At 63.7% G+C, this 26,588-nt stretch carries 25 protein-coding genes; 20 read left to right on the top strand and 5 right to left on the bottom strand.

Annotation, left to right across the window (positions count from 1 at the left end):
• Window positions 1-16: 16 nt before the first annotated feature.
• The 4 genes from RBB18_RS15275 to coxB form a co-directional block, all read right to left on the bottom strand.
• The gene (locus RBB18_RS15275) at window positions 17-604 is read right to left on the bottom strand and encodes a cytochrome c oxidase assembly protein (protein WP_103764832.1); all 588 of its coding nucleotides are present in this window, start codon (window positions 602-604) and stop codon (window positions 17-19) included.
• Entirely contained in the window at window positions 604-762 is a 159-nt protein-coding gene (locus RBB18_RS15270) for a hypothetical protein (RefSeq protein ID WP_170067268.1), read from the bottom strand. The genes RBB18_RS15275 and RBB18_RS15270 overlap by 1 nt, the downstream gene beginning before the upstream one ends.
• A 3-nt stretch (window positions 763-765) precedes the next feature.
• Window positions 766-1,713: a heme o synthase gene (gene cyoE, locus RBB18_RS15265; RefSeq protein WP_103764831.1), complete on the bottom strand. Its 948-nt coding sequence runs from the start codon at window positions 1,711-1,713 to the stop codon at window positions 766-768.
• 86 nt (window positions 1,714-1,799) lie between these two features.
• A complete protein-coding gene (gene coxB / locus RBB18_RS15260) occupies window positions 1,800-2,699 on the bottom strand; it encodes a cytochrome c oxidase subunit II (RefSeq protein WP_103764830.1) in 900 nt (299 codons plus the stop codon).
• A gap of 193 nt (window positions 2,700-2,892) precedes the next feature.
• On the opposite strand from coxB, the gene tldD reads away from it, so the two are divergent.
• From tldD to topA, 4 genes are all read left to right on the top strand, one after another.
• Entirely contained in the window at window positions 2,893-4,320 is a 1,428-nt protein-coding gene (gene tldD / locus RBB18_RS15255; protein WP_306111443.1) for a metalloprotease TldD, read from the top strand.
• Window positions 4,321-4,529: 209 nt separating this feature from the next.
• Window positions 4,530-5,351: a class I SAM-dependent methyltransferase gene (locus RBB18_RS15250; RefSeq protein ID WP_306111444.1), complete on the top strand. Its 822-nt coding sequence runs from the start codon at window positions 4,530-4,532 to the stop codon at window positions 5,349-5,351.
• 128 nt (window positions 5,352-5,479) lie between these two features.
• Window positions 5,480-6,622, top strand: a complete 1,143-nt coding sequence (gene dprA / locus RBB18_RS15245; protein WP_306111445.1) for a DNA-processing protein DprA — start codon at window positions 5,480-5,482, stop codon at window positions 6,620-6,622.
• A gap of 126 nt (window positions 6,623-6,748) precedes the next feature.
• A complete protein-coding gene (gene topA, locus RBB18_RS15240; protein WP_103764826.1) occupies window positions 6,749-9,280 on the top strand; it encodes a type I DNA topoisomerase in 2,532 nt (843 codons plus the stop codon).
• A 9-nt stretch (window positions 9,281-9,289) separates the two neighbouring features.
• Here topA and RBB18_RS15235 read toward each other — a convergent pair whose 3' ends face one another.
• Window positions 9,290-10,126 carry a lytic transglycosylase domain-containing protein gene (locus tag RBB18_RS15235; RefSeq protein WP_306111446.1) on the bottom strand — a complete coding sequence of 279 codons (837 nt, stop codon included), beginning with the start codon at window positions 10,124-10,126 and terminating at the stop codon, window positions 9,290-9,292.
• Between the two features lie 359 nt (window positions 10,127-10,485).
• Between RBB18_RS15235 and RBB18_RS15230 the strand changes: the two genes are divergently transcribed.
• The 16 genes from RBB18_RS15230 (at window position 10,486) to RBB18_RS15155 (ending at window position 26,485) form a co-directional block, all read left to right on the top strand.
• Window positions 10,486-10,695 (top strand): Flp family type IVb pilin, encoded by a 210-nt coding sequence (locus RBB18_RS15230; RefSeq protein WP_103764824.1) that lies wholly within the window; start codon window positions 10,486-10,488, stop codon window positions 10,693-10,695.
• A gap of 160 nt (window positions 10,696-10,855) precedes the next feature.
• The gene (locus RBB18_RS15225; RefSeq protein ID WP_103764886.1) at window positions 10,856-11,041 is read left to right on the top strand and encodes a hypothetical protein; all 186 of its coding nucleotides are present in this window, start codon (window positions 10,856-10,858) and stop codon (window positions 11,039-11,041) included.
• A 183-nt stretch (window positions 11,042-11,224) separates the two neighbouring features.
• A complete protein-coding gene (gene cpaB / locus RBB18_RS15220) occupies window positions 11,225-12,097 on the top strand; it encodes a Flp pilus assembly protein CpaB (RefSeq protein ID WP_306111447.1) in 873 nt (290 codons plus the stop codon).
• Window positions 12,098-12,296: 199 nt separating this feature from the next.
• Complete coding sequence (locus tag RBB18_RS15215; protein ID WP_306111448.1) at window positions 12,297-13,718, top strand: type II and III secretion system protein family protein; 1,422 nt, start codon at window positions 12,297-12,299, stop codon at window positions 13,716-13,718.
• 14 nt (window positions 13,719-13,732) lie between these two features.
• Window positions 13,733-14,398 (top strand): OmpA family protein, encoded by a 666-nt coding sequence (locus RBB18_RS15210; RefSeq protein WP_103764822.1) that lies wholly within the window; start codon window positions 13,733-13,735, stop codon window positions 14,396-14,398.
• A gap of 248 nt (window positions 14,399-14,646) precedes the next feature.
• Window positions 14,647-15,885, top strand: coding sequence for an AAA family ATPase (locus RBB18_RS15205; RefSeq protein ID WP_103764821.1), 1,239 nt, complete (start codon window positions 14,647-14,649; stop codon window positions 15,883-15,885).
• Window positions 15,886-15,898: 13 nt separating this feature from the next.
• A complete protein-coding gene (locus RBB18_RS15200; protein WP_103764820.1) occupies window positions 15,899-17,344 on the top strand; it encodes a CpaF family protein in 1,446 nt (481 codons plus the stop codon).
• Window positions 17,345-17,349: 5 nt separating this feature from the next.
• Complete coding sequence (locus RBB18_RS15195; protein WP_103764819.1) at window positions 17,350-18,318, top strand: type II secretion system F family protein; 969 nt, start codon at window positions 17,350-17,352, stop codon at window positions 18,316-18,318.
• A gap of 10 nt (window positions 18,319-18,328) precedes the next feature.
• Window positions 18,329-19,309: a type II secretion system F family protein gene (locus RBB18_RS15190; protein WP_103764818.1), complete on the top strand. Its 981-nt coding sequence runs from the start codon at window positions 18,329-18,331 to the stop codon at window positions 19,307-19,309.
• 68 nt (window positions 19,310-19,377) lie between these two features.
• Window positions 19,378-19,938 carry a tetratricopeptide repeat protein gene (locus RBB18_RS15185; protein ID WP_103764817.1) on the top strand — a complete coding sequence of 187 codons (561 nt, stop codon included), beginning with the start codon at window positions 19,378-19,380 and terminating at the stop codon, window positions 19,936-19,938.
• A gap of 27 nt (window positions 19,939-19,965) precedes the next feature.
• Complete coding sequence (locus RBB18_RS15180; protein ID WP_274593429.1) at window positions 19,966-20,823, top strand: lipopolysaccharide assembly protein LapB; 858 nt, start codon at window positions 19,966-19,968, stop codon at window positions 20,821-20,823.
• 21 nt (window positions 20,824-20,844) lie between these two features.
• Window positions 20,845-21,351: a prepilin peptidase gene (locus RBB18_RS15175; RefSeq protein WP_103764815.1), complete on the top strand. Its 507-nt coding sequence runs from the start codon at window positions 20,845-20,847 to the stop codon at window positions 21,349-21,351.
• A gap of 131 nt (window positions 21,352-21,482) precedes the next feature.
• Window positions 21,483-22,793: an ATPase gene (locus RBB18_RS15170; RefSeq protein WP_103764814.1), complete on the top strand. Its 1,311-nt coding sequence runs from the start codon at window positions 21,483-21,485 to the stop codon at window positions 22,791-22,793.
• A 76-nt stretch (window positions 22,794-22,869) separates the two neighbouring features.
• On the top strand, window positions 22,870-25,272 hold the full coding sequence (locus RBB18_RS15165) for a ligase-associated DNA damage response DEXH box helicase (RefSeq protein WP_306111449.1): 2,403 nt from the start codon (window positions 22,870-22,872) through the stop codon (window positions 25,270-25,272).
• Window positions 25,273-25,322: 50 nt separating this feature from the next.
• Window positions 25,323-25,997, top strand: a complete 675-nt coding sequence (pdeM, locus tag RBB18_RS15160; RefSeq protein WP_306111450.1) for a ligase-associated DNA damage response endonuclease PdeM — start codon at window positions 25,323-25,325, stop codon at window positions 25,995-25,997.
• Window positions 25,998-26,065: 68 nt separating this feature from the next.
• Complete coding sequence (locus RBB18_RS15155) at window positions 26,066-26,485, top strand: PaaI family thioesterase (RefSeq protein ID WP_103764811.1); 420 nt, start codon at window positions 26,066-26,068, stop codon at window positions 26,483-26,485.
• The last annotated feature ends 103 nt before the right edge of the window (window positions 26,486-26,588 follow it).

Here is a 26,588-nt window from a genome sequence, read left to right as displayed (position 1 = left end):
CCCTCGTCGGTGGCTCTCAGTTCACGTTATTATCAGGTGTCTCGCCCTTGTCGAGCGCGGCCTGCGTTTCGTCTTCGGGCATCTCCGTCTCGTAGAACGTGTAGCCCAAAGTAATTGTCTTGGTGTACTTGGCGTCGCGGTCGTCGACAATCTCGGGGTCGACGAAAAACGTCACCGGCATCTGCACGCGCTCGCCCGGTTGCAGAACCTGCTGCGTAAAGCAGAAGCAATCGATCTTGGTAAAGAAGCCGCCGGCCTCGAACGGGGTGACATTATAGGTGGCCGATCCCGCAATCGGACGATCGGTCGGGTTATACGCCTCGTAGAAGGCAAGGCCCGTCTCGCCGATGCGGATCTCCATCTCGCGCTGCACCGGCTTGAACTCCCACGGGAAGCCGCGCTCGTTGCTGGCGTCGAACCGCACCTTGATCGTCCGGTCCAGGATCTCGTCCGAGCCGAGATCCGCCACGTTGGTCTCGCCGCCATAGCCGGTGACCCGGCAGAACCAGTCGTACAGCGGCACCGACGCCCAGGCCAGCGCCCCCATTGTAACGCCCACCGCCACCAGCCGCATCACCGTCTTGGTATTCCGGTCCATCGCCATCAGCTTGCCTCCTCCGTCGTCACCGCGAAATCGTCGTCAGAAACCTTGGCAATGGTCAGCCCGAACACAAGTGCGACAAAAGCGGCCAGCACGAGGCCAAGACCAAGGTTCCGCGAAAAGCGGCGCTTGTGCATTTCGTGTTGGCGCGACAGGGACATGGCTTACCAGCCTCCCAATCCGTAGGGCGCCAGCAGCGCCTCGGCGGCAATTGCGCCGAAATGGGCGAAAAGATACAGCAGCGACGCCTTGAAGAACTTGCGCTCGGCCAGATATTTGTCGGCCTCCGAGGCGGCCTCGTCCCGGCGCCAGATGTCCACGGCCCCTTTCAGGAAGTTGAGGTTCAGCACCACGGCAACGGCCAGGTAAAGCGGCCCGCCCACGCTGGTAAAGCCCAGCCCGATGGCCAGCGCGGCCAGCAGGATGGTATAGACCAGGATGTGCACGCGGGTCGACCGGCGGCCGTGGGTCACGGTCAGCATCGGCACCTGCGCGTTGTCGTAATCCATCTTGGTGAAAAGCGCCAAGGCCCAGAAATGCGGCGGCGTCCACATGAAGGTCAGGCAGAACATCAGCACCGCCTCGACCGAGACCGAGCCGGTGGCCGCGGCCCAGCCGATCATCGGGGGAAAGGCGCCCGCCGCGCCGCCGATCACGATGTTCTGCGGCGTCCAGCGTTTCAGCCACATGGTGTAGATCACGATGTAGAAAAAGATGGTAAAGGCCAGCAGACCGGCCGCCAGCAGGTTGGTCGCCAGCCCCAGCATGACCACCGAGAAGCCCGACAGCGCCACGCCGAAGGCGAACGCCTCGTCCCGCGTGACCTTGCCCGCCGGGATGGGGCGCTTGGCGGTGCGTTTCATCACCGCGTCGATATCGGCATCCCACCACATGTTGAGCGCGCCCGACGCACCGCCGCCCACGGCGATGAACAGGATCGCGGCAAAGCCCACCACCGGGTGCACCGACACGGGCGCGGCGATCAGTCCGACAAAGGCGGTGAATACCACCAGCGTCATCACGCGCGGCTTCAGCAACGCGAAGAAATCGCCGAAGGTGGCCTCGTCCTCGAGGCTCTTCACACTGGTGGTGTTCAGACTTGCGTCGCTCATGTCGTCTCCGAAACACGGGATGCGCCCGGGGGCGCATCCTGCGGGGGATGGCATGGGGCGCGCGTGCTGCGCGCCCCGGCTGTCTTTTACTCGGCGGAGGCCAGTTTCACGCGGTCGGGCAGCGTCGAGGGGTCGCCGGCGTATTCGTCGATCGCGCCTTCCAGCCACGCGTCATACTCTTCCTGGCTGACGACCTTGACCGTGATCGGCATGTAGGCATGCGCCTGGCCGCACAGTTCCGAGCACTGGCCGAAATAGATGCCTTCCTTCTCGGCCGTGAACCAAAGCTGCGCGATCCGGCCCGGAACGGCATCCTGCTTCACGCCGAAGGCGGGGATGGTCCAGCTGTGGATCACGTCCGCGCCGGTGACCTGCATCACGACCGTCTGGCCCACGGGCACGACGACGGCGGTGTCGGTGGCCAGCAGGAACTCGTCCTCGGAGTAACCTGCCTCTTCCAGCTGCGCACGCACGTCGTCGGTCAGGCGGTTGTCGCCGCCCGTGGCCGGTGCACCGATCATGTAGCTGTCGAAGGCAAAGTCGTGGTCCATGTATTCATAGCCCCAGTACCACTGGTAGCCGGTGACCTTGATGTTGACGTCGCCCTCGGGGATTTCCTGCTGCTTGAACAGCACCGGCAGTGAGAACGCCGCGATGAAGACCAGGATCACGATCGGCACGACGGTCCACGCCACCTCGATCGGCGAGTTGTGGGTAAAGCTGGCCGGTTTCGGGTTGGCTTTCGCGTTGTAGCGCACGATGCAATAGCCCAGCAGGCCGCAGACGAAGATGGTGATCGCGGTGATGATCACCAGCACCATGCCGTCCAGCCATTGCAGGTCCCGCGCAAGCTCGGTTGCCGCCGGTTGAAAACCAATCCCGCCCGTTTCGGGCTTGCCGATGATTTCAAGATTTTCCTGAGCCATCGCCGGAAGCGCCGTTGCGGCGGCCATCATGGTCGCCAGAAAGCTGGTGAATTTGCGCATGTTGCACCCTGATCCCGTTAGTTCGGTTTTGTCTTTGCAGAACGTTCCAAGGCGCAGGCCATGGAATCCCGTTGTTCGCGGTGTAAATAACAATATTCTTACGGGGCGTACAAGGAAATGCGTTGCGGCAAACGGACGCTTTTGAAACCGTTAAAATATTGGCGTTTCAGCCGCCAGGAGCAGGAGCAAGCAGATGACAGCAGACGTTTTTCGCCCCTTCGAGACCCAGATCGAGCGCGAGGCGGCCCTGACCAAGCTGCGCGAGGCGGTGGCCGGCGCGGACGATGGCGAGCTTTTCCTGGAACGCCGCCGGGCGGAATCGCTGGTCTTCGACGATGGCCGGGTCAAGACCGCCTCCTACGACGCCGCGCAAGGTTTCGGCCTGCGCGCCGTGCGGGGCGAGGTGGCGGGCTATGCCCATTCGTCCGAGATTTCCGAGGCCGCGATGGGCCGCGCGGTGGAAACCGCACGCCTTGCCGTGGGTGATGGCGGTGGCACGATGGCCGACGCCCCTTCGCCCACCAACAAGCGGCTTTATTCCGACGCCGACCCCATTGCCGGGCATGAATTCCCGGTAAAGCTCGACACCCTGCGCGAGATCGATGCCTACCTGCGCGACATGGACCCGCGCGTGGTGCAGGTCACCGCCACCATCGCCGCCTCTCTGCAGGAGGTCGTGATCCTGCGGGCCGACGGGCACGAGGTCTCCGACACCCGGCCCATGACGCGCCTCAATATAAGTGTCATCGTCGAAAAGGACGGCCGCCGGGAAACCGGCAGCGTCGGCGGCGGCGGGCGCGTCATGCTCGACGGGCTCATCGCCCCCGAAGACTGGCAGGCCAAGGCCCGCGAGGCGCTGCGCGTGGCGCTGGTGAACCTCGAGGCCGAGGCGGCGCCGGCGGGCGTGATGGACGTGGTCCTCGGCCCCGGCTGGCCCGGGATCCTGCTGCACGAGGCCATCGGCCACGGGCTGGAAGGCGATTTCAACCGCAAGGGCAGTTCCGCCTTTGCCGGTCTGATGGGCCAGCGCATCGCCGCGCCGGGCGTCACGGTATTGGACGACGGCACCATTCCCGACCGGCGCGGCAGCATCACCGTGGATGACGAGGGCACGCCCTCGGGCAAGAACGTCCTGATCGAGGATGGCATATTGGTGGGCTACATGCAGGACCGCCAGAACGCCCGCCTGATGGGGGTCGAGGCCACCGGCAACGGCCGCCGCCAAAGCTATGCCCACGCACCGATGCCGCGCATGACCAACACCTACATGCTGGGCGGCGAGGCGACGCGGGACGAGATCGTGTCGGACCTCAAGGACGGCATCTATGCCGTGGGCTTCGGCGGCGGGCAGGTCGACATCACCAACGGCAAGTTCGTCTTTTCCTGCACCGAGGCCTACCGCGTGAAGAACGGCAAGATCGGCGCGCCGGTCAAGGGCGCCACGCTGATCGGCGACGGCGCCACGGCGCTGCAACAGATCAGGGCGCTTGGCAACGACATGACGCTCGACCCCGGCATGGGCAATTGCGGCAAGCAGGGGCAATGGGTTCCGGTGGGCGTGGGCCAGCCCACGGTGATGATCGGCGGGCTGACCGTGGGCGGCTCGCAGGCGGGGAGTTGAGCCAAGGACTGCAAGGAGCCGCGCGATTGCCAGACCGCGGGCTGGCGACCCAATAGTGGTTTAGCGCGCTTTATGGCAGCCACATCCGCAAGACTTCAAATCGAAGCGCCGACATTCCCAAATCGCCAGCCCGGGGGGCGGTCTGGCGATCGCGCGGCGGCCTCCGGCCTTTATTCCGCGCGAACCAAGCTCCGAAAGCACGTACTAAAATGACAGACCCGACCCAAAACCTCGACACCGGTGCCCTCCGCGCCTTCGGCAGGGACGTCGATTTCGGCCGCACCGCGACAGACTATGCCACCCATCGCGCCGGCTTCCCGCTTGCCTTCTTCGACCTTCTCGCAGAGCGCGGCTGGGCCAGCCCCGGCCAGACCGCCATCGACTTGGGCTGCGGCACCGGCACCGTCGCGCGCGGATTGGCGGCGCGCGGGCTTCAGGTCACCGGCATAGACCCGGCGCAGCCGCTTCTCGACGAAGCGGCGAGGCTGGACACGGCTGCGGATGTCGAAATCACCTACAAGATGGGTAGGGCCGAGGCGACGGGCCTTGCCGCCACCTCGGCAGACCTCGTCACTGCGGGCCAGTGCTGGCACTGGTTCGACCGCGCCGCCGCCGCGGCAGAGGTCGTGCGCCTGCTGCGCCCCGGCGGGCGGGTCGTGATTGCCCATTTCGACTGGCTTCCTCTGCCCGGCAACGTGGTGGCGGCGACCGAGGCGCTGATCCTGCACTACACTCCCGGCTGGGCCGGGGCGGGCGGCACAGGTCTTTATCCCGCTTGGCTGACGGATCTTTCCAGCGCAGGCTTCACCGCGTTGGAAACCGCCTCCTTCGATGTGTTGCAGCCTTACACGCATACCGCCTGGCGCGGGCGCATCCGGGCAAGCGCCGGCGTCGCCGCTTCGCTTGACGCCGAGGCGACGGCGCGATTCGACGCCGACCTCGCGGCCCTGCTGGCGCGCGACTTCCCCGACGGCACCTTGCAGGTGCCGCACCGGGTCTGGCTAGTGACCGGTACTCTTGGCGGTGTATGAACCGATCATTCGGCGCGAATGAACCTTGATGCGTATGCAATCAAAATTTCTTCAACCAGAATGGTTTTGGTTTACTCCCTATTAACCAACCGCGCGTATCACTGACCCTGCAGCTAGGCGAAGTCACGATGTCCGAGGAAACACATCCTTCCACTCACCCCCCACTCCCACCCACCACGGAAGATGATCGGGTAGCGTGGCTTCGTCTGTTGCGCTCTCGCCGGGTCGGCCCGGCGACGTTCCTCAGGCTGATGAACGAACACGGCAGCGCCCAAGCGGCGCTGGAGGCCTTGCCCGAGGTCGCCCGTGCCGCGGGCGTCGAGAAATATACCCCCTGCCCCATCGGCGTGGCCGAGGCTGAACTGAAGGCCGGCGCCGCCATTGGCGCCCGGCTGATCTTCATGGGCAGCCCCGATTACCCCGACTTTCTGGCAGGCATCCCCGATGCGCCGCCCTTCCTGTGGGCCGCCGGACAGGGCATGCAACTGCTGCACCGCCCCATGGTGGCGCTTGTCGGCGCACGCAACGCGTCTTCGCTGGGCTTGCGCATGGCCAAGGCACTGGCGGGCGCGCTGTCCGAGCAGGGTCATGTCGTTGTCTCCGGCCTCGCCCGGGGAATCGACGCGGCATCGCATCTGGCCGCGCTGGATCACGGAACGCTGTCAGTCGTCGCGGGCGGCGTCGACGTCATGTACCCAGCCGAGAACACCAAGCTGGCAGAGGATATCGCCCGGACCGGCCTGCGCCTGTCGGAACAACCCATCGCCATGACCCCGCAGGCGCGGCACTTCCCGGCCCGCAACCGCATCATCAGCGGCCTCGTGCAGGCCGTCGTGGTGGTCGAGGCCGCGGCCAAGTCCGGATCGCTCATCACCGCCCGCAACGCGCTGGATCAGGGGCGCGACGTGCTGGCGGTGCCGGGACATCCTTTCGACGCCCGCGCCGCGGGCTGCAACATGCTGATCCGCGACGGGGCCACACTGGTACGCAACGCAGATGACGTGCTCGCCGTCCTGCCCGCCCTTTCGGACACGGCGCCACCGCCGCAGCCCGAACTTCGGCTGGCCCCGCCGCCGGAAAAGCGCAGCCTGACCGAAACCGCCCGGCTTCATACCGACATCCTGAACCGCCTCGGCCCCGCCCCGCTGGCCGAGGATCAGCTGATCCGCGACCTCTCGGCCCCCGCCGCGCAAGTGTCGCCGGTGCTCACCGATCTCGAGGTCGACGGCAAGATCCGGCGCCATCCCGGCGGGCTCGTCTCGCTGAACTGAGACGAAGCGCCCCGACAACCACGCGTTCCGCGCCGCATTGACAATCCCCGCACAGACACCACATGTTTCGCCGCCATGGGGCCGGGCCGAGTCGCCCGCCCCGTTTTTCAGACCATAGGAGTGTTCATGCCAGTCGTTGTTGTCGAATCCCCGGCCAAGGCCAAGACGATCAACAAGTACCTGGGCAAGGACTACACCGTGTTGGCCTCCTACGGGCATGTGCGCGACCTTCCGGCCAAGAACGGCTCGGTCGATCCCGACCAGGATTTCGAGATGACCTGGGAGGTCGGCAACGACAGCAAGAAACATATCAAGGCCATCGCCGACGCGCTGAAAGACGACAATTCCCTGATCCTCGCCACCGACCCCGACCGCGAGGGCGAGGCGATCAGCTGGCACCTGGAAGAGGCCCTGCGCAAGCGCCGCGCCATCAAGAAGGACACCGACGTCAAGCGCGTGGTGTTCAACGCCATCACCAAGACCGCCGTCACCGAGGCGATGCAGAACCCGCGCGACGTGGACGGCCCGCTGGTCGAGGCGTATCTGGCCCGCCGCGCGCTGGACTATCTGGTGGGCTTCAACCTGTCTCCCGTGCTCTGGCGCAAACTGCCCGGCGCACGCAGCGCAGGCCGGGTGCAATCGGTCTGCCTGCGCCTGATCGTAGAACGCGAGATGGAGATCGAGGCGTTCAATCCCCGCGAATACTGGAGCGTGAAGGCCCTGCTCACCACGCCCCGCGGGCAAGAGTTCGAGGCGCGGCTGGTCAGCCTGGCCGGTGACAAGCTCGACAAATACGATCTGGAAAACGCCACGCAGGCGGAGATGGCGCAACAGGCAATCGAGAGCCGCGACCTCACCGTCACGAGCGTCGAGGCCAAGCCGGGCAGCCGCAACCCCAGCCCGCCTTTCATGACCTCGACCCTGCAACAAGAGGCCAGCCGCAAGTTCGGCATGGGCGCGCGGCAATGCATGAGCGCGGCCCAGCGTCTGTATGAGGCGGGACACATTACATATATGCGGACAGATGGCATCGACATGGCGCCCGAGGCCGTCGAGGCCGCCCGCGACGCCATCGGCGAGCGCTTCGGCAAGGATTACGTTCCGTCCAGCCCCCGCATCTACAAGAACAAGGCCAAGAACGCGCAGGAAGCGCACGAGTGCATCCGTCCCACCGAGATGACGCGCGACGTGGACAGCCTGAAACTCAGCGAGCCGGATCAGCGCAAGCTCTATGACCTGATCTGGAAGCGCACGCTGGCCTGCCAGATGGAAGGCGCGCGGCTGGAACGCACCACGGTCGAGATCGGCTCGAAGGACGGCCAGGTCGGCCTGCGCGCAACGGGGCAGGTCGTGCTGTTCGACGGCTTCCTGCGGGTCTACGAGGAAGGCCGTGACGACGCCGTCGTCGATGACGACGACAAGCGCCTGCCGCAACTGGCCGAGGGTGACAAGACCGACAAGCGCTCGGTCACCCCCGAACAGCATTTCACCCAGCCCCCGCCCCGCTATACCGAGGCGACGCTGGTGAAACAGATGGAAGAACTGGGCATCGGCCGCCCCTCGACCTATGCCAGTATCGTCACCACGATCCAGGAGCGTGAATATGTCCGCAAGGACAAGAACCGCCTGATCCCCGAGGACAAGGGCCGGATCGTCACGATCTTCCTGCTCAACTTCTTCCGAAAATACGTGGGCTACGAGTTCACCGCCAACCTCGAGGAAGAGCTGGATGTCATCTCGGCCGGCGACGCGGACTATAAAAAGGTGCTGGCCGAGTTCTGGCGCGATTTCCACGCCGCGGTCGAGGAAGCGTCGGAATTGCGCATCGCCGAGGTGCTCGACAAGCTGGACGAGGTGCTGGCGCCGCAGCTTTATCCCCCGCGCGAGGATGGGTCCGATCCGCGCATCTGCCCCAAATGCGGCGAAGGACGCCTGCATCTGAAGACCTCTCGCACCGGCGGCTTCGTGGGCTGCGGCAACTATCCTGAATGCACCTATACCCGCCCCATCGCCGGTGAAGGCGCCGAGGGTGACGAGCGTCTGCTGGGCGAGGATCAGGGCGACGAGATCTGGCTGAAGTCCGGGCGCTTCGGGCCTTACGTGCAGCGCGGCGAGCCGACGCCAGAGAACAAGAAACCGCCACGCGCGTCGCTGCCCAAGGGCTGGGACAAGGACGAGATGACGCTGGAAAAGGCGCTGACCCTGCTCAGCCTGCCGCGCATCGTGGGCGAACATCCCGACGGCGGCGAGGTGAAATCCAATTTCGGGCGGTTCGGACCTTATGTCATGCACCAGGCCGAGGACGAGGCGAAGCCGGTCTACGTGAACCTCAAGGATCCTGCGGACGTCTTCGAGATCGGCATGAACCGCGCGGTCGAACTTCTGGCCGAAAAGCGCGCCAACCCGGGGCGCGGACGCGGGCGCACCGCCGCCAAGCCGCTCAAGGAACTGGGCGAGCACCCCGAAAGCGGCGGGCCGGTCAATGTCATGGAAGGCCGCTATGGCCCCTACGTGAAATGGGACAAGGTCAATGCCACCCTGCCCAAGGATGTGGAGCCAGCCAACGTGACCATGGATATGGCCGTGGAACTGATCGCCGAGAAGGCCGCGAAAAAAGGCACGAAGAAGGGAACAAGCCGCGCCAAGAAGAAAGCGTGACGCCGGTTCTCAGTAAGACGCCAGCGTCAGCGCGCAGGCATCGGTGATCAGTTCGGGCTGCGTCTTGCACAACCCGCTGGCCACCTTGAAGGCCGCCAGAACCTTGGGCACGTAATCGCGGGTCTCGGCATAGGGCGGCACGCCTTCGTGCTTCTTCACCGCGTTCTCGCCCGCGTTGTAGCCAGCCAGCGCCAGCACGGCGTCGCCGCGGAATTCCTTCATCAGCCAGTCGAGGTAGGCCACCCCGCCCTTGATGTTCTGCCCCGCCTGCAGCGAGTCCGCCACGCCGAAACGCTCCGCCGTGGCCGGGATCAGCTGCATAAGTCCCTGGGCACCGGCGCCGCTGACAGCATCCGTGCGGCCGCCCGATTCCACCGAGATCACCGCCAGCACCAGCGCCGGCGACACCTCGGTCCCGATCGTGGCGCGCAGGATGTCGGCGCCGTGGACACGGGCGATCTCCTGCATGTGCTGCAACCGTGGCCCCTTGACCGACGCACCGCCGGGCCCGTCCCGCAGGTTCTCGAACGCGAGGCGCAGCCGGTCCGGCCCGCTGGTCTTGTCATCGGTGGGCACTTTCGTCCAGAACCAGCCATAGGCGGCGGTTACGCTCGGCACGACGGGAATGTCCGCGGCCCCGTCGTCGCCGCTCTTGCTTTTGCCGGTGGGTTTCAGGTGGGCCTGGTCTTCGGGATCGATCTGCACCGTGATCAGCTTGCCACCGCCTTTCTTGGGCGGCTTGCCTTTCTTGAACGTGAACTCCGGAAACGGCGGCGGATCGCCTGCATGAACGGGGAATGCACACGCCAGACACACGCCGAGGGCGAGAAGTCGTTTGAATCGCATGGTCGGGCCTGCTCTGCCTCGGTTGATTTTTTGCCAGTATGACACCAATCGCGCCATTTGCCTATAATTGTCGTTCTATAACGAACGCCAAACCCGGCCTTTCGGCAGGAAAAGCCCCGATCAAACGAATGATTCAAAAAATTTAACCTTTTTTAAACATTGCAAATCAATGCCTTAGGCAAGCTCTTCGCGGAAAAGTTAACGCGGTCCAAAAACGCTCAAATGCCGCCCAAATCTTGCCGGAATCGGACGGCTATATTCTCCCCATACCGCAACGCAGCGGGCCAAAGAGAGAGGCGGCCCACTCAACTGCAAGCGGTTGCAACTTGAGTAAAACTGATCCTTTGGAGGGACCAACCATGATCAAATTCATCAAAAAATTCCGCAAGGACGAAGAAGGTGCCGTGACTGTTGACTGGGTCGTGCTGACCGCAGCTGTCGTGGGCCTGGGCGTTGCTGGCGTTACTGCCGTTTCCGGTGGCGTGAACAGCCTGGCCCAAGCGATCTCGAGCGGCGTTGAGGGCCAAGATGTCGGTACCGCCGCGCCCGCCGACGACGGCAGCACCTAACAAGTCAGTCTCGTGACTTGCAAAACGCCGCATACCACAAGTTATGCGGCGTTTTGTCATTGGGCTAAGGAGAAATCCGGCGAAATTGCCGATCCTGAGCCTAACTAAGGCCACATTCATTAAGCAATGTCGGACTATCAAGAAGCGAGTGAGGTCTAAAATGTTGAAGATGCTGAAGCACTTCTCGAATTCGGAAGCCGGCGCTGTCACCGTGGACTGGGTTGTTCTGACAGCGGCAATCGTCGGCTTGGCTGCGGGTACCATTCAAACTATCGGTAGCGCCAACGAAGCACTCGGAACGTCCACTTCCCAAAGGATTGCTGAACAGACAGTGGGCGAAGAATGAAGCTTGAAGAGGCTCATCAACATGCGGTGGCATGAGGGTGCGCAATTCCAGTTCAAAGGCGTTTCCGGTGTCAATCCGGTGAGGCTATACACTGTGATCTTTGCTTGAAGACATTGGATTGCGCTTAGAAAGCATAAGGCGCTCGAAACGCCACGAGAGCAGCACAACTTGAAAGGACACGCCATGCGTTTGGTGTTTGGACTTGTACTCATTCTGGGCATTGGATTGGCGGGTTTTGCCGTCTACATGGCCAAGAATTACATCCAGGGCTATCAGGCCCAGCTTGCACAGGAACGTGCCAAGAGCGCCCCTGCCTTTGAAACGGTCGACGTCTACGTGGCCACGCAGAAGCTGGAATACGGTCAGCGCCTGCTGAAGGATCACGTATCGCTGGTGACCTACCCCGTCGGCTCGCTGCCCAAGGGCACCTATTCCACTATGGAAGAGCTGTTCCCCGAGGGCGAGGACGAACCACGCACGGTGCTGCGCACGATGGAACCCAAGGAAGCGATCCTTGATGTCAAGGTGACCGGACCGGGTGAAGATGCCGGCATCACCTCGCAGCTCCAGCGCGGCATGCGTGCATTTGCCATCAAGGTGGACGTGGCCAGCGGCGTGTCGGGCTTTTTGCGTCCCGGCGACCGCGTGGATGTCTACTGGACCGGCAGAGACGCATCCGAACGGGGAATTGACGGCCGCCGCGGTGGCCGCGAGATCACCAAGCTGATCGAGACCGGTGTCCGCCTGATCGCGGTCGATCAGGAGGCCAACGGCGACACCACCGAGGCGATGATCGCCCGCACCGTCACCGTCGCCGTCAACCCGCAGCAGGTCGCTGCCCTGGCGCAGGCCCAATCCACCGGAAGCCTGTCGCTGTCGCTGGTCGGAGCGAACGACGAATCCGTGGCCGAGGTGATCGAGGTCGACCAGAACATGCTGCTGGGGATCGAACAGGCCGCCGCCCCCACGCCGCAGGTAAAGGAAGAGATCTGCACGATCAAAACCCGCCGCGGCGGTGAAGTGATCTCGACACCGATCCCCTGCGCCACGAACTGATCAACACAACATCTTGTATACGCGAGGCGCCCCCACCACAGGGCGCCTCGTTTCTTTCCGGCAACTGTCCCCAAAAATCCACAGCAACAGCGCCTCGAAAGTGGTTGATTCTTGAAAAAATTTTTGAACTGGCCCACAGTCTTGGCAATTCCGGGCGAAAAGACCCGATTAATGAGGCGTGATCGGAAAGGCAGGTCACATGAAAAATTCGAGCTTGTGTAAGGCTGCCCTGTTGGGGCTGGCTGTATTGATTTCTCCCCTCGCGGAAATGGCCATGGCGGAATCCATCACCGTGATCCGCAAGGGCGCAAACCGTGATCTCAGCATCCCGATGAACCGGGCCGTCGTCATAGAAAGTGACGTGCCCTTCGCGGAACTGAGCATCGCGAACCCCTCCATCGCGGACTTTTCGACATTGTCGGACCGCACCGTATACGTGCTGGGCAAGGCGCCCGGGCGCACCACCCTGACCCTTCTGGATGCGACGGGCCGGCTGATCACCAACGTGGAGGTGCATGTCAGCCCCGATATCTCCGAGTTCAAGGAACGACTGCAACAGATCATGCCGGGCGAAAAGATCGAGGTCCGGTCGGCCAATGACGGCATCGTTCTGTCGGGCACCGTCACCAGCGCCGGCAAGATGGACCGCGCGCTTGAACTGGCCAACCGCTACGCGCCCGAGCGCGTGTCGAACCTGATGTCTGTCTCGGGCAAACAGCAGGTCATGCTGAAAGTCCGCTTTGCCGAGATGCAGCGCACCGTGTCCAAGGCACTGGGCACCTCGCTGTCTCTGGATGGCCGGTCCGGGGGCAACACAGGCGCGATCGGCGGCTCGGGCACCACCAACACCCAGGGCGGCGTCCTGGGCACGCTGGCGGGCGCGATCCCGAACGTTCAGAACAATTTCGGCGCACTTGCCATCGGCTTCGACATCGGCTCGACCGAGGTTGGTATCCTGTTGGAAGCCTTGGAAGAAAAAGGCGTCGTGCGCACGCTGGCCGAGCCCAACCTGACCGCCCTTTCGGGCCAGGAGGCGAAGTTCCTCGCAGGCGGCGAATTCCCGATCCCGGTGGCCCAGGAAAACGGCACCACCACGATCGAGTTCAAGCCCTTCGGCGTCGAGCTCAACTTCACCCCGCGCGTGCTGGACGACGAGGTCATCAACCTGGAAATGGCCGCCGCCGTCTCCTCGCTCGACCCCGCCAACGGCCTGACGACAAACGGTCTGAACGTCGCCGCCTTCCGCCGCCGCGACGCCTCGACCACCGTTGTCATGCGGGACGGGCAAAGCTTTGCCATCGCGGGCCTGCTGCAGGACGACTTCCGCGACAATGCGGGCCAGATCCCGTGGCTGGGTGACATCCCGATCCTCGGCGCGCTTTTCCGCAGCGCGGAATACGAACGCGCCCAGACCGAGCTGGTGATCATCGTCACCGCGCATCTCGTGACCCCGACCAGCGGCACGGTTCTTGCCCTGCCGACCGACCGGGTCAAGCTGCCGACGGAAAAAGACCTGTTCCTGAACGGCCGCGTCGCCAAAGACGTGCGCCAGTCAGGCGGCTCGACTGGCGAAGTCGCCCGGCAGGATTTCAACGGGTCCTACGGCTACGTGATGGACTGAGGAGAGACGAGGCCATGAAAAAGTTTCTTATAACAGCGTCGGTTCTCGCCCTCGCCGGGTGTTCGCAGCAGGGGCAGGTCTACAAGTCCTACTTCGGCGAAGCGGGCAGCCTCGTCGACGGCGGCAACTTCGGCAATGCCACCGTCCACAACCAATTGGTGATGCGCGGCGAGAAAGGCTACGTCTACGATCTGGCCAACCGCTTCTCTAACGAGGTTCTGAGCACGGTCAACTTCGCCTTCAACAGCGCAAAACTCGATGCCGGCGCCCGTGACACGCTGCGCGAGCAGGCCCGCTGGATCAGGCAGTTCCCCGAGGTCCGCTTCCGGGTCTACGGCCACACCGACCTTGTCGGGTCCGCCGGCTATAACAAGAGCCTCGGACAGCAACGCGCCAACGCGGTGGTCAACTTCCTTGTTTCGCAGGGCATCAGCCGCAGCCGCCTCGAGGCCGTCGTCTCCTTCGGTGAGGCACAGCCGCTGGTCGTCACGCAAGGCCGCGAACGCCGCAACCGCCGCACCGTGACCGAGGTCACCGGCTTTGTCGCATCGCATCCCATCGTGATGGACGGCAAATATGCCGAGGTGGTCTACCGCGAATACGTCGCCAGCGCCGTACCGCGCTCGGAACTGATCATGGTCCAAGAAGGTGGTGAAGTCACCAGCGGTAGTTCGGAATGATCTGAATTCTCCCTGTCCGGCCACAGGCCGGGCCACCTCAAGAACCCGCCCGAAACAATCTGTTGGGCGGGTTTTTTTTGTCCTGAGATATCGCACAATTACGATCTTTTGGCCCAATTATTGCCCAGATTTTCCAGCAGTTTCAGCGCATGGCAATGGGTCCGTGCGTGTATGCGCATCGTCCCGAAGTCCGAAAGATAACGGTTTCCGACGCATTGACGTCGCAACAAGCATGGGGCCGACCTGAGATGAGTAGTGTGCAAAAACAACCCGAGTCCAGCCCGATCACGGCCTGCACCGTCAGCCGTGACGTGCAGGATTTCGACCTGTTGATCGAGGACATGGAAACCGCCCTGGGCGAGGCTTGGGGCGATCTTGGCTTTGCCGAGGCGCTGGCCTTCTTCAACCAGCCCGAAGCCGACGGTCTGGAATTCGTGGCGCTGGCGATCGACGCCAGCGACGAGGACGAGATCGGCCTGCTCAGCGAAATCATCACCATGGCCAAGGCACGCGGGATCAAGGTGATCCTGATCGCCGAGGATGTCAGCCCCTCGTCCCTGCACCAGCTTTTGCGGCAGGGCGCGGATGAATTCGTCCCCTACCCTTTGCCCGAGAACGAGCTGCAGGCCGCGATCGACCGCCTGCAGCGCACCGATATCTCTGCCTCTGCCGCCGCCGCCGCCCCATTCGGCAATTCGAGCAGCCCGGGCGACGGTGTTCTGCTGGCGGTTCAGAGCCTTGCCGGCGGCACCGGCGCCACGACCCTGGCGGTGAACCTTGCATGGGAACTGGCCACGGTCACCAAGAACGACGCCCCGCGCGTCTGCATCCTGGACCTCGGCCTGCAAACCGGCTCGGTCGCCACCTATCTCGACCTGCCGCGCAAGGATGTCGTCTATGAAATGTGGGCCGACACCGACTCGATGGACGAGGATATCTTCAAGCAGGCGCTGGTCTCCTACGAGGACAAGCTTTGGGTTCTGACCGCACCCACCGACATCCTGCCGCTCGACATGATCACGCCCGAGGATGTACAGCGCGTGCTGGACATGGCCCGTGCCAAGTTCGACTATGTCATCGTCGACATGCCCGGCACATTGGTCCAGTGGACCGAAACCGTGCTGCATTCCGCGCAGATCTACTTCACCACGCTGGAGCTCGACATGCGCTCGGCCCAGAACGCCCTGCGCCTCAAGCGGGCGCTGCGCTCCGAGGACCTGCCGGTCGAGAAGCTGCGCTATTGCCTGAACCGCGCGCCGAAGTTCACCGACCTGAACGGCAAAAGCCGGGTCAAGCGCATGGCCGAAAGCCTGGAAATCAGCATCGAGGTGCAGCTGCCCGACGGCGGCAAGCCGGTGATGCAGGCGGGCGACCACGGCACGCCGCTGGCAAGCGCCGCCGGCAAGAACCCGCTGCGCAAGGAAATCGCCAAGCTGGCGGTCTCGCTGCACGCGCTTGGCCAAAGCGACGCCGATCAGGCCGCATAAAGGAAGTTAACCAATGTTCTCGCGATACAAGAAGACGACCGAAGGCGCCCAGCCGGTCAAGGCCAACAAGACGCCTGTCGCCGAAGCACCCCGGACCGCCCCCGTGGAAGAGGCGCAAAGCGTCTCGCTGCGCAAACCGCTTCAGAAAGCGGCGGCAACTACGTCGCCGCAGGACAAGGACCGCAAGCGCAAGGAACGTTTGTCCGAGATCAAGATCGAACTGCACCGCGCGCTTCTGGACAACCTGAACCTCGGCGCGTTGGAAAGTGCGACGGAGGCTGACCTGCGCGCGGAGATCGCGTCGATTGCAGGCGAGGCGCTGGAAGAACGCAGCATCGTTCTGAATCGCGAGGACCGGTCCACGCTGACACAGGACCTCTATGACGAGGTGCGCGGCCTTGGCCCGCTGGAACCGCTCCTGAAGGACGACACCGTCAACGATATTCTGGTCAACGGCCCGCAGCAGGTTTTCGTAGAACGCGCGGGCAGGCTGGAACTGACCGACACGACCTTCAAGGATGAAAAGCACCTTCTGCGGATCATCGACAAGATCGTGTCGGCCGTGGGCCGGCGCGTCGACGAATCCAACCCCTACGTCGACGCCCGTCTGCAGGATGGCTCGCGTTTCAACGCCATGGTCCCGCCCGTGGCGGTGGATGGCAGCCTGGTGTCCATTCGTAAGTTCAAGAAGGACAAGCTGGGCATCGACGACCTGGTGAATTTCGGCGCCTTTTCCGAGGAAATGGCGGCCTATCTTCAGGCCGCCGTTGCCACGCGCCTCAACGTGATCGTCTCGGGCGGTACCGGTTCGGGCAAGACGACCACGCTCAACGCGCTGTCGTCCTTCATCGACAATGCCGAACGCATCCTGACGATCGAGGATACCGCGGAACTTCAGCTGCAGCAGATCCACGTGGGCCGAATGGAAAGCCGCCCGCCCAACGTCGAGGGCAAAGGCGAAGTTTCCCCGCGCGACTGTCTGAAAAACGCCCTGCGGATGCGCCCCGACCGCATCATCGTCGGCGAGACGCGCGGCGAGGAAGTGATCGACATGCTGCAGGCCATGAACACCGGCCACGACGGCTCGATGACCACGATCCACGCAAACAACCCGCGCGACGGGATCAGCCGCCTGGAAAACATGGTCGCCATGGCCGGGATCGAGATGCCGCTCAAGGCGGTGCGCTCGCAGATCGCGTCGGCCGTGAACCTTCTGGTGCAGGCCAGCCGCCTTCAGGACGGCTCGCGCCGGATGACCTCGATCACCGAGATCACCGGCATGGAGGGCGACGTGATTTCCATGCAGGAGATCTTCCGCTTCCAGCGCGTCGGCCTGTCGCCCGACAACAAGATCATCGGCCATTTCACCGGCACAGGTGTGCGGTCGAATTTTTCAGAACGGTTCCGCTTGTGGGGGTATGACCTGCCGCCCAGCATCTATGAACCCGTGGGAGAGTAAACGCTATGTCTATCAGTGCAGAGCCAATCATTTACGGCCTGATCTTCATCGGGATCATGGTCCTCGTTCAGGGTCTTTACCTGACCGTCTTCGGACGCTCCATCAGCCTCAACAACCGCGTGAACCGCCGGCTGGAGATGCTCGACAAGGGCGGCAATCGCGAGGAGGTGATGGAAAAGCTGCGCAAGGAGATGGAACAGCATCTCAAGGCGCGCAAGATCCCGCTTTACTCGATCCTCGCCACCAAGGCCCAGATGGGGGCCATCGCGTTCTCGCCCAAGCAGCTGATGATGCTGATGGTGGCCTGCGGCTTCATCGCCTTTATCGGCCTGTCGGTCGGCACCAGCACCGCCTTACCCGTGCGCATTCTCGTCTCCGTCGCGATGGGCGTCGGCGGCATCTTTGTCTGGGTCAACATGAAGGCCAGCAAACGCATGGCCATGCTGGAAGAACAGCTGCCCGACGCCATCGAACTCATGGTGCGCAGTTTGCGTGTCGGCCACCCGTTCAGCTCGGCCATTTCCATCGTCGCCAACGAGGTCGCCGACCCGCTGGCCACCGAATTCGGCGTCATCGCCGACGAGGCCGCCTATGGCCGCGACATGGGCGAGGCGCTTAAGGACATGGCCGAACGGCTGGACATGCAGGATTTGCGCTTCCTCGCCGTGGCCGTGACCATCCAGCAGCAATCGGGTGGTAACCTGGCCGAGATCCTCGATGGTCTGGCCAAGGTGATCCGCGCCCGCTTCCGCCTGTTCCGCCGCGTCAAGGCCATCACCGCCGAGGCCAAGTGGTCGGGCAAGTTCCTGTCGGGCTTCCCGATCCTGGCGCTGATCGCGATCCAGATGATCAAGCCCAACTATTACGACGAGGCGATGGAACACCCCTACTTCATCCCGGCCTGCCTGGCCGTGGGCTTCTTCCTCGTGGCGAACCTCTTCGTGATGCGCGCCCTCGTGAACATCAAAGTGTAAGGCCACGATCATGCTCGATACCCTGACACAACTCATGACAGATACGCTGGGCCCCTTCGGCCCGCTGATCGCGGTCGGCACGCTGGGCCTGCTCTTGGTCCTGCTGACGATCCCGATCCTGATCCGCGAGTCGAAAGACCCTCTGGACAAGATCAAGAAGGCCTCGCGCTCGGGCGTGTCGCAGGAAGAGCAGAAGAAGAAACTTCGCTCGGGCCAGCGCAACGCGAAGCTGGACAAATATGCGAAGTTCCTCGAACCCGAGGATGAAAAGCAGCTCAGCCAGATCCGCCTGACCTTGATGCAGGCCGGCTATCGCAGCCGCGACGCCGTGCGCTATTTCCACTTCGCGCAGTTCGCGCTCGGCATCGGGTTTCTGATCCTCGGCGTGCTGTACTTCCTGGTGTTCCTGGCGGGTGCCGAGGACACGACCACGACGCAAACGATGATGTATATCCTCGGCCCCGGCGGGATCGGCTACCTGATACCGAAATACTGGGTGACCAAGCGCCAGCAGCAGCGCCAGCAGGAAATCGAGGAAGGCTTCCCCGACAGCCTCGACATGATGCTGACCTGCGTCGAGGCGGGCCAGTCGCTCGACCAGGCAATCATCCGGGTGTCCAAGGAAATCCGCGCCTCTTATCCTGCGTTGTCCGAGGAATTCGAGATCGTCTCCCACCAGGTCAAGGCCGGACGGGACAAACCCTCGGTCCTGAACGAAATGGCCGAACGCTGCGGCGTGCAGGATATCTCCAGCTTCGTGACCGTGCTGGTGCAATCACAATCCTTCGGCACCTCGATCGCCGACGCCCTGCGCGTCTATGCCGGCGAGATGCGTGACAAACGGGTCATGCGGGCCGAAGAAAAGGCCAACAAGCTGCCGACGAAGATGACATTGGCCACGATGATGCTTACAGTGCCGCCATTGCTGATCATTCTGGTCGGCCCGTCGGTGCTGGGGATCATGGAACTCTTCACGATGGCGGGCCAATAACGGCCGGACCAACGAAAGGCAGGTCCCGCGCGGGCCTGCCGCCACAACGAAGAGGCGACATAACCGGCATGGCACGAGCAGGTGTCTGGCTTCTGGTTTCCTTCGCTCTCGTCGCGGGCTGCGGCGAAGGCGCTTCGCGTGATCCCGACAGCCCCTACGCCCCCGGCGTCGCAAAGGATGGCGAGGCCGTCGACTCCAAGCTGGTCGGCCACCGCCTCGTGGCCGCCGGCGAGTACGAATTGGCCATCGACGCCTTTTCCCGCGCCGCCCTCGACGAGGGCATGAGCGCCGATGTGCTTGGCGGCCTGGGCACCGCCAATCTCGGCCTGGGGCGTCTGCACACCGCCGAACGCCTGCTGCGACAGGCCATCGAAAAAGACGAATTCTCGCCCGAGGTCTGGAACAACCTTGGCGTTGTCCTGCTGGAAAAGGGCGAAAACGGCGAGGCCGAACAGGTGTTCAAAAAGGCCTACGCGCTCGACAATGGCCAAAGTGACTCAATCCGAGACAATTTGCGGTTAGTTCTCGCAAAATCGGAAAATTCTCTTTATAGTGAAGAGTTAGAGCAAGATTATAAACTGGTGCGGCGCGGGAGCAGCGACTACCTGATCCGCAGTATACCAGGTTGAGGCAAAGGCAGTAAAAGGACGCAAAAAATGCGCCACCCTATTCTTATGTGCATCTGCGTGGGCAGCGCATTTGCCCTTTCCGCTTGTGATGAAAAGGCCGGCAAGGCCGATGTGGACCGGGCCTTGTCCGATCTCAACGTCGTCGACGAAAGCAATCTTGGCGATGTCATGCTGACCGTGGCAGACCCAAACGAGTCCGTGAAATATTTCCAGCGCACGCTGGGCGAAAAGCCCGACCGCATCGACGTGCGCCGCGGCCTCGCGCTATCGCTCATTCGCGCCAAGCGCCACACCGAGGCCGTCGCGGCCTGGCAAAACGTGGTCGAGCATGAAAAGTCCACCAATGACGACCAGGTGGAATACGCCGACGCGCTCATTCGCAACAACGAATGGAAACGCGCCGACGAGGTGCTGGATTCCGTCCCGCCGACCCATGAGACCTTCAAACGCTACCGGCTCGAGGCGATGATCGCCGACAGCAACCAGAACTGGAAGAAAGCCGACAGCTTCTACGAGACCGCGGTCGGCCTCACGACCCAGCCCGCCAGCGTCATGAACAACTGGGGCTATTCCAAGCTGACCCGCGGCGACTTCGCCGCCGCCGAGCGCCTGTTCACCGACGCGATCCGACAGGATGACAGCCTGTTCACCGCCAAGAACAACCTTGTCCTGGCGCGCGGCGCGCAAAAGAAATATTCCATGCCTGTCCTGCAGACCAGCCAGGAAGAGCGCGCGCAACTGCTCTACACGCTGGGTCTTTCGGCCATCAAGCAGGGCGACACCAATATCGGCAAGGGCCTTCTGCGCGACGCCATCGACACGCATCCCCAGCATTTCGAGGCCGCCGCGCGCAGCCTGAATGCGCTGGAAAACAACGTCGAATAAAAGACGTGCGAGGCGCGGGTCATGCCCCTTGAAATCACCAGTTGGGCGGCGCTCTGGTTCCTGCCTTTCGTCACCCCGGTCTGTCTCTGGGTGATGTGGAGTGACCTCAAGGCTATGCGCATTCCCAACACCTCGGTGCTGACGCTGGCGGGGATCTTCGTGATCGTCGGCCTTTGGGCCGTCACCCCGTTCTGGCCCGACTACGCATGGCGCATCGCGATCATGTTCATCGCCCTCGTGATCGGCTTCATCGCCAATGCCGGCGGGCTGATGGGCGCGGGCGACAGCAAGTTCATCGCCGCCGCGGCGCCCTTCATCGCCCCAGCCGACTGGCGGATCATCATGTTTCTCTTTACCGCCAACCTTTTGGCCTGTTTCGTCACGCACCGGCTGGCGAAACACACGCCGCTGCGCCGGCTCGCCCCCGACTGGATCAGCTGGGACCGCGGCAAGAAGTTTCCCATGGGCTTCGCCCTGGGCGCGACACTCGTGATTTATCTCGGCCTCGGCGCCGCCTACGGCGCCTGAGGCGCCTGCCCCAACCACGCCCGCGCGCGACCACAATTTCCGCATGATTTGATGCCATCCTGCCCCGGATTGCGCCGCAGTATGCGGTGCCTGAGACATGTCAACTTGTCGAAGAAAACGGGCAGAAAACCATGAATATGCAAGTGACCAACGGCGTTCAGCCGCCCCCGCCACCCTCCGGGCTCGACGAAATGCAGCTCCCCATCGTCATGATGCGGGACATCCTGCTGAAGACCATGTTCCGCAAGAACCTCGACATGGTCAGCGAAATCTCCGAGGCGATCTGCCTGCCTCGCGCCGTCACGCAGGAACTGGTGGACATGGCGCGCCAGCAACGCCTGCTCGAGGCGACCGGCACGCTCAACGCCAATTCGGGCGGCGAGATGGGCTTTCAGCTGACCGACGCGGGCAAGTCCCGCGCCCTCGACGCGCTGTCGCAATCGGAATATTTCGGCGCCATGCCCGTGCCGCTGGCGGTTTACCGTGAACAGGTCAAGCGCCAGTCGATCCGCAACATCCAGATCACCCGGGACGAACTGACCGGCGCCATGGGCCACCTCGTGCTGCCCAACGATCTGCTCGATCACCTCGGCCCTGCCGTGTCGGCCGGCCGCTCGATCCTGATGTACGGCCCGCCCGGCAACGGGAAATCCTCGATCTCGAACGGCATCCGCGACGCCATGGGCGACAAGATCTATGTCCCCCGCGCCATCGAATACGCGGGCCAGGTCATCACCGTCTACGACCCGATCGTCCATTCCAAGGCCGAGGTCGAGGTCGACGATCCCAACTCCCTGCGCCGCAAGCGCACCTTCGACACGCGTTACGTGCGCTGCGAACGGCCCACGGTCATCACCGGGGGCGAGCTCAGCCTGTCGATGCTCGACCTGGTCTACAACCCGACCGCGCGGACCTACCAGGCACCGCTGCAGTTGAAATCGACGGGCGGCATCTTCATCGTCGACGACCTTGGCCGCCAGGCCGAGCCGCCGCAAAGCCTCGTCAACCGCTGGATCGTCCCGCTCGAGGAATCCAAGGACATCCTCGCGCTGCAATCGGGCGAAAAGTTCGAGGTGCCGTTCGACACGCTGGTGATCTTCTCGACCAACTTCCACCCCAACGAGATCTTCGACCAGGCCGCCCTGCGCCGGATCTTCTTCAAGATCAAGATCGACGGCCCGAACCAGCAGGACTTCCTCAAGATCTTCGCCATGGTGGCCAAGAAACGCGGCATGCCGCTGGACGAGGACACCTTGTTGCATCTGCTCAAGGTCAAGTACCCGACGATCAACAACGTCTACGCCAACTACCAGCCGATCTTCCTGATCGACCAGATGATTTCGATCTGCGAATTCGAGGGCATTCCCTACCAGATGCGTCCCGACCTCTTGGACCGTGCCTGGGCGAACATGTTCGTCAAGGACGAGACCATCGTGAAGTAAGCGCCGCCCGGAGTTTTTGAAAACTCCGGGCAAAACTTTTCCTGAAAAGTTTTGCGGTTCCGCCTACATCTGGCGGATGACGTCGTTACCCCCCGTGTTCACTGAATGGTTCGCCTCGCGCGGCTGGTCCATCCACCCGCACCAGCAGGCGATGCTGGACCGCGCCGATGACCCCGCCCTGCTGCTCATCGCCCCCACCGGCGGCGGCAAGACACTGGCGGGCTTCCTGCCCACGCTGGTGGACATCGCCGAGCACGGCCACGAGGGGCTGCACACGCTCTACATCTCGCCCCTCAAGGCGCTCGCGGCCGACATCAAGCGCAACCTCACCACGCCTGTGTCAGACATGGACCTGCCCATCCGCATCGAGGACCGCACCGGCGACACGTCCTCGTCGGCCAAGCGCCGCCAGCGCGCCGACCCGCCGCATATCCTGCTGACGACGCCCGAAAGCCTAGCACTCCTCACGTCCTACGAGGATGCGCCGCGCATCTTTGCAGGGCTGAAACGCATCGTCGTCGACGAGATCCACGCGCTGGCCGAGTCGAAGCGCGGCGACCAGCTTTTCCTCGCCCTCAGCCGCCTTCAGGCCATGTGTCCCGGCCTGCGCCGCGTGGGCCTCTCGGCCACGGTCGAGGACCCCGCCGCCATCGCGCGCCTGCTCGCCCGCCACCCCGACCCTTGTGAAATCCTCATGGCCGATCCCGGCCCCGAGCCCGATATCGCAATGCTGCAAACCGATGCCACCCCACCTTGGTCCGGGGGTGGTGCAGCCTATTCGATCCCCGCCGTTTTGGAAGAGGTGAAACGCCACCGCATCACCCTCATCTTCCACAACACCCGCGCCCAGGCCGAGATCTTCTTTCACAACCTCTGGCTCGCCAATGAAGAGGCCCTGCCGATCGGCATCCACCACGGCTCACTCGACCGGGCACAGCGCGAGCGGGTCGAGGCCGCCATGCAGCGCGGCGAGCTGCGCGCCGTGGTCTGCACCGGCAGTCTGGACCTCGGCATCGACTGGGGCGATGTGGACCTCGTGATCCAGGTCGGCGCGCCCAAGAACGTCAAGCGCCTGGTGCAGCGCATCGGCCGCGCCAACCACCGTTACAACGCGCCATCAAAGGCGCTTCTGGTCCCCGCCAACCGGTTCGAGGTCATCGAATGCCATGCCGCGTTGGAGGCCGTCCGTGACCACGACCTCGACGGCGAGCCACGCGGCCCCGGCCCCCGCGACGTGCTCTGCCAGCACATCCTCATCCGCGCCTGCGCCGGGCCGTTCGATGCAGATGCATTTTTCGAGGAAGTCCAAACCGTCGGCGCCTATGCCACCCTCACCCGCGCCCAGTTCGACGCCTGCCTCGATTTTTGCGCAACCGGCGGCTATGCCCTGCGCGCCTATGACCAATGGCAGCGCCTGCTCAATCGCGACGGCCTGTGGCAGTTGCGCGATCCACGCAGCGCCCGCCTGATCCGCATGAACATAGGCACCATCCAGGACGCCGATCTGCTGAAGGTCCGGATGCGCCGCAACCGCGGCGGCAAGCCGCTGGGCGAGGTCGAGGAAGGCTTCGCCGCCTCCCTCACCCCCGGCGACACGTTCCTGATCGGCGGGCAGATCGTGAAATACGAAGGCCTGCGCGAAACCGTGGTCGAGGTCAGCCGCGACGCCGCGAAGAAACCCAAGATCGCCACCTTCGCCGGGACGAAGTTCGCCACCTCCACCCAGCTCAGCCAGCGCATCCTGTCGCTCTTGCATTCCGGCGACTACTCCGCCCTTCCGGCCCATACCGCCGACTGGATTGCGCTCCAGCAAGACGTGTCGCAACTGCCCAAGGCAGGCCGCCTGCTCATCGAAAGCTTCCCCCATGACGGGCGCGAACATGCCTGCATCTACGGCTTCGCCGGCCGCAACGCGCAACAGACGCTGGGCCTGATCCTCAGCAAACGCATGGAGGAGATGCGTCTTGCCCCCATGGGTTTCGTCTCGACCGATTACGCCACTCTCATCTGGGGGCTGGAACCGCTGACCGACGCCACCGGCCTTCTGGACCGCGCCGCCCTGCGCGAAGGCCTCGACAAGTGGCTGGCCGGTAACCAGCTGATAAAACGTACCTTTCGCGCCTCCGCCACCATCGCGGGCCTGATCCAGCGCAACCTGCCCCAGGTCCGCAAATCCGGGCGGCAGGCCACGTTTTCCTCCGATATCCTTTACGACACGCTGGCCAAATACGACCCCGATCACCTGCTCCTGGACATCACAAGGCAAGAGGCAATGCGCGGCCTGATCGACTTTGGCCGGATCGAAGAAATGCTCGACCGCATCGGCGACCGCGTCGACCTTGTCCGCCTGCCCCGCGTCACCCCCTTCGCCGCGCCGCTGTTCCTCGAGGCCGGACGCACCCCCGTCGAAGGCAGCGCACAGGACCGCCTGATTGAGGAAGAAACCCAACGCCTGATGCAGGCTGCCGGTCTCGCCTGACACCCGGAAAAGCCCTTGCAAAATCAGTCGCCCCGCGTGATGAACGAAGCATGAACGGCTACGAGTTCACATTGGCAGGCGCCCGTCTCACCGCCCTCGGCTCCGGCGCGCTTTTCTGGCGTGACCAGAACCTGCTTTGCGTGTCGGACATGCACCTGGGCAAGACCGAACGCCGGGCCCGCCTGGGCGAAGCGCAACTGCCCCCCTACGAGACCCACGACACCCTGTCGCGGCTGCAGGCCGACCTGGAAGCCACCGGTGCCCATACCGTCATCTGCCTCGGCGACAGCTTCGACGACGCGCTGGCCGCCCGCGCCCTTCTCGATGCCGAAAAGCTCTGGATCAGCCGCCTTCAGGCCGGCCGCCGCTGGGTCTGGATCGAGGGCAACCACGATCCCGGCCCCGTCGACCTTGGCGGTGCGCATCTGTTCGAGTTGCCCGTCCCGCCACTCACCTTTCGCCACATCGCGCAACAGGGCTTTTCCGGCGAGGTGTCGGGGCACTACCACCCCAAGGTCACCCTGCCCGTCCGGGGCCGCGCCATCACCCGGCCCGCCTTCCTGCTCGACAGCGACCGGCTGGTGATGCCCGCCTACGGCACCTATACCGGCGGCCTGCGCAGCCACGACACCGCGCTCTGCGATCTCATGCGCCCCGAGGCGCTGGCGATCCTGACGGGCAAGACCCCCCATCCCGCGCCCATGCCGCGCGGCGCAAAGGCATGACCGGCGCGGTTCCTATTCATACGCGCACGGCCTAGACTGTCCGGACACCCTACGGAGACCCCAGCCCCATGTCTGCTCCCTTCGAGACCCGCATCCGCGACAGCTTTGCCCGGCAATCCATGATGCAGACGCTGGGCGCCACGCTCACCGGCATCGCCGAGGGCCGGGTCGAGATCACCGCCCCCATCCTCGAGGGCAGCCGCCAGCAGCAGGGGGTCGCCCATGCCGGCCTGACCTTCGCCATCGGCGACAGTGCCGCGGGCTATTCCGCGCTGACCCTGATCCCCGAGGGGATGGAGGTGATGACCACTGAGATGAAGATCAACCTGCTGGCTCCCGGCGCGGGCGACACCCTTGTGGCCCGGGGCCGGGTGATCAAGCCGGGCCGCCGCCTGATGGTGGTGCAATCGGATATTTTTGCCGTGACAGACGGTGCGGAACGCCACATCGCCATGATGGTCGGCACCATGATTCCGGTGGACCTTTAGCGACGTGCGCAAGACCTGCGACAAGGCCGAAAAGAAATGAGGGCAGTCCCCGACCGAGGGTGGGGGTGAAGCCCCCGCCCGCGGGGGCGGTCGGGGGCTGCCC

The sequence above is a fragment of the Roseovarius sp. MMSF_3298 genome (genome assembly GCF_030733705.1).
GTDB lineage: Bacteria > Pseudomonadota > Alphaproteobacteria > Rhodobacterales > Rhodobacteraceae > Roseovarius > Roseovarius confluentis.
This window is presented reverse-complemented; position numbering and strand designations above follow the sequence as displayed.

Excerpts from the sequence above, each read along its gene's own strand:
- RBB18_RS15275 (WP_103764832.1), bottom strand. The coding sequence starts at position 604 with ATGGCGATGGACCGGAATACCAAGACGGTGATGCGGCTGGTGGCGGTG.
- RBB18_RS15270 (WP_170067268.1), bottom strand. The coding sequence starts at position 762 with ATGTCCCTGTCGCGCCAACACGAAATGCACAAGCGCCGCTTTTCGCGG.
- cyoE (WP_103764831.1), bottom strand. The coding sequence starts at position 1,713 with ATGAGCGACGCAAGTCTGAACACCACCAGTGTGAAGAGCCTCGAGGAC.
- coxB (WP_103764830.1), bottom strand. The coding sequence starts at position 2,699 with ATGCGCAAATTCACCAGCTTTCTGGCGACCATGATGGCCGCCGCAACG.
- tldD (WP_306111443.1), top strand. The coding sequence starts at position 2,893 with ATGACAGCAGACGTTTTTCGCCCCTTCGAGACCCAGATCGAGCGCGAG.
- RBB18_RS15250 (WP_306111444.1), top strand. The coding sequence starts at position 4,530 with ATGACAGACCCGACCCAAAACCTCGACACCGGTGCCCTCCGCGCCTTC.
- dprA (WP_306111445.1), top strand. The coding sequence starts at position 5,480 with ATGTCCGAGGAAACACATCCTTCCACTCACCCCCCACTCCCACCCACC.
- topA (WP_103764826.1), top strand. The coding sequence starts at position 6,749 with ATGCCAGTCGTTGTTGTCGAATCCCCGGCCAAGGCCAAGACGATCAAC.
- RBB18_RS15235 (WP_306111446.1), bottom strand. The coding sequence starts at position 10,126 with ATGCGATTCAAACGACTTCTCGCCCTCGGCGTGTGTCTGGCGTGTGCA.
- RBB18_RS15230 (WP_103764824.1), top strand. The coding sequence starts at position 10,486 with ATGATCAAATTCATCAAAAAATTCCGCAAGGACGAAGAAGGTGCCGTG.
- RBB18_RS15225 (WP_103764886.1), top strand. The coding sequence starts at position 10,856 with ATGTTGAAGATGCTGAAGCACTTCTCGAATTCGGAAGCCGGCGCTGTC.
- cpaB (WP_306111447.1), top strand. The coding sequence starts at position 11,225 with ATGCGTTTGGTGTTTGGACTTGTACTCATTCTGGGCATTGGATTGGCG.
- RBB18_RS15215 (WP_306111448.1), top strand. The coding sequence starts at position 12,297 with ATGAAAAATTCGAGCTTGTGTAAGGCTGCCCTGTTGGGGCTGGCTGTA.
- RBB18_RS15210 (WP_103764822.1), top strand. The coding sequence starts at position 13,733 with ATGAAAAAGTTTCTTATAACAGCGTCGGTTCTCGCCCTCGCCGGGTGT.
- RBB18_RS15205 (WP_103764821.1), top strand. The coding sequence starts at position 14,647 with ATGAGTAGTGTGCAAAAACAACCCGAGTCCAGCCCGATCACGGCCTGC.
- RBB18_RS15200 (WP_103764820.1), top strand. The coding sequence starts at position 15,899 with ATGTTCTCGCGATACAAGAAGACGACCGAAGGCGCCCAGCCGGTCAAG.
- RBB18_RS15195 (WP_103764819.1), top strand. The coding sequence starts at position 17,350 with ATGTCTATCAGTGCAGAGCCAATCATTTACGGCCTGATCTTCATCGGG.
- RBB18_RS15190 (WP_103764818.1), top strand. The coding sequence starts at position 18,329 with ATGCTCGATACCCTGACACAACTCATGACAGATACGCTGGGCCCCTTC.
- RBB18_RS15185 (WP_103764817.1), top strand. The coding sequence starts at position 19,378 with ATGGCACGAGCAGGTGTCTGGCTTCTGGTTTCCTTCGCTCTCGTCGCG.
- RBB18_RS15180 (WP_274593429.1), top strand. The coding sequence starts at position 19,966 with ATGCGCCACCCTATTCTTATGTGCATCTGCGTGGGCAGCGCATTTGCC.
- RBB18_RS15175 (WP_103764815.1), top strand. The coding sequence starts at position 20,845 with ATGCCCCTTGAAATCACCAGTTGGGCGGCGCTCTGGTTCCTGCCTTTC.
- RBB18_RS15170 (WP_103764814.1), top strand. The coding sequence starts at position 21,483 with ATGAATATGCAAGTGACCAACGGCGTTCAGCCGCCCCCGCCACCCTCC.
- RBB18_RS15165 (WP_306111449.1), top strand. The coding sequence starts at position 22,870 with ATGACGTCGTTACCCCCCGTGTTCACTGAATGGTTCGCCTCGCGCGGC.
- pdeM (WP_306111450.1), top strand. The coding sequence starts at position 25,323 with ATGAACGGCTACGAGTTCACATTGGCAGGCGCCCGTCTCACCGCCCTC.
- RBB18_RS15155 (WP_103764811.1), top strand. The coding sequence starts at position 26,066 with ATGTCTGCTCCCTTCGAGACCCGCATCCGCGACAGCTTTGCCCGGCAA.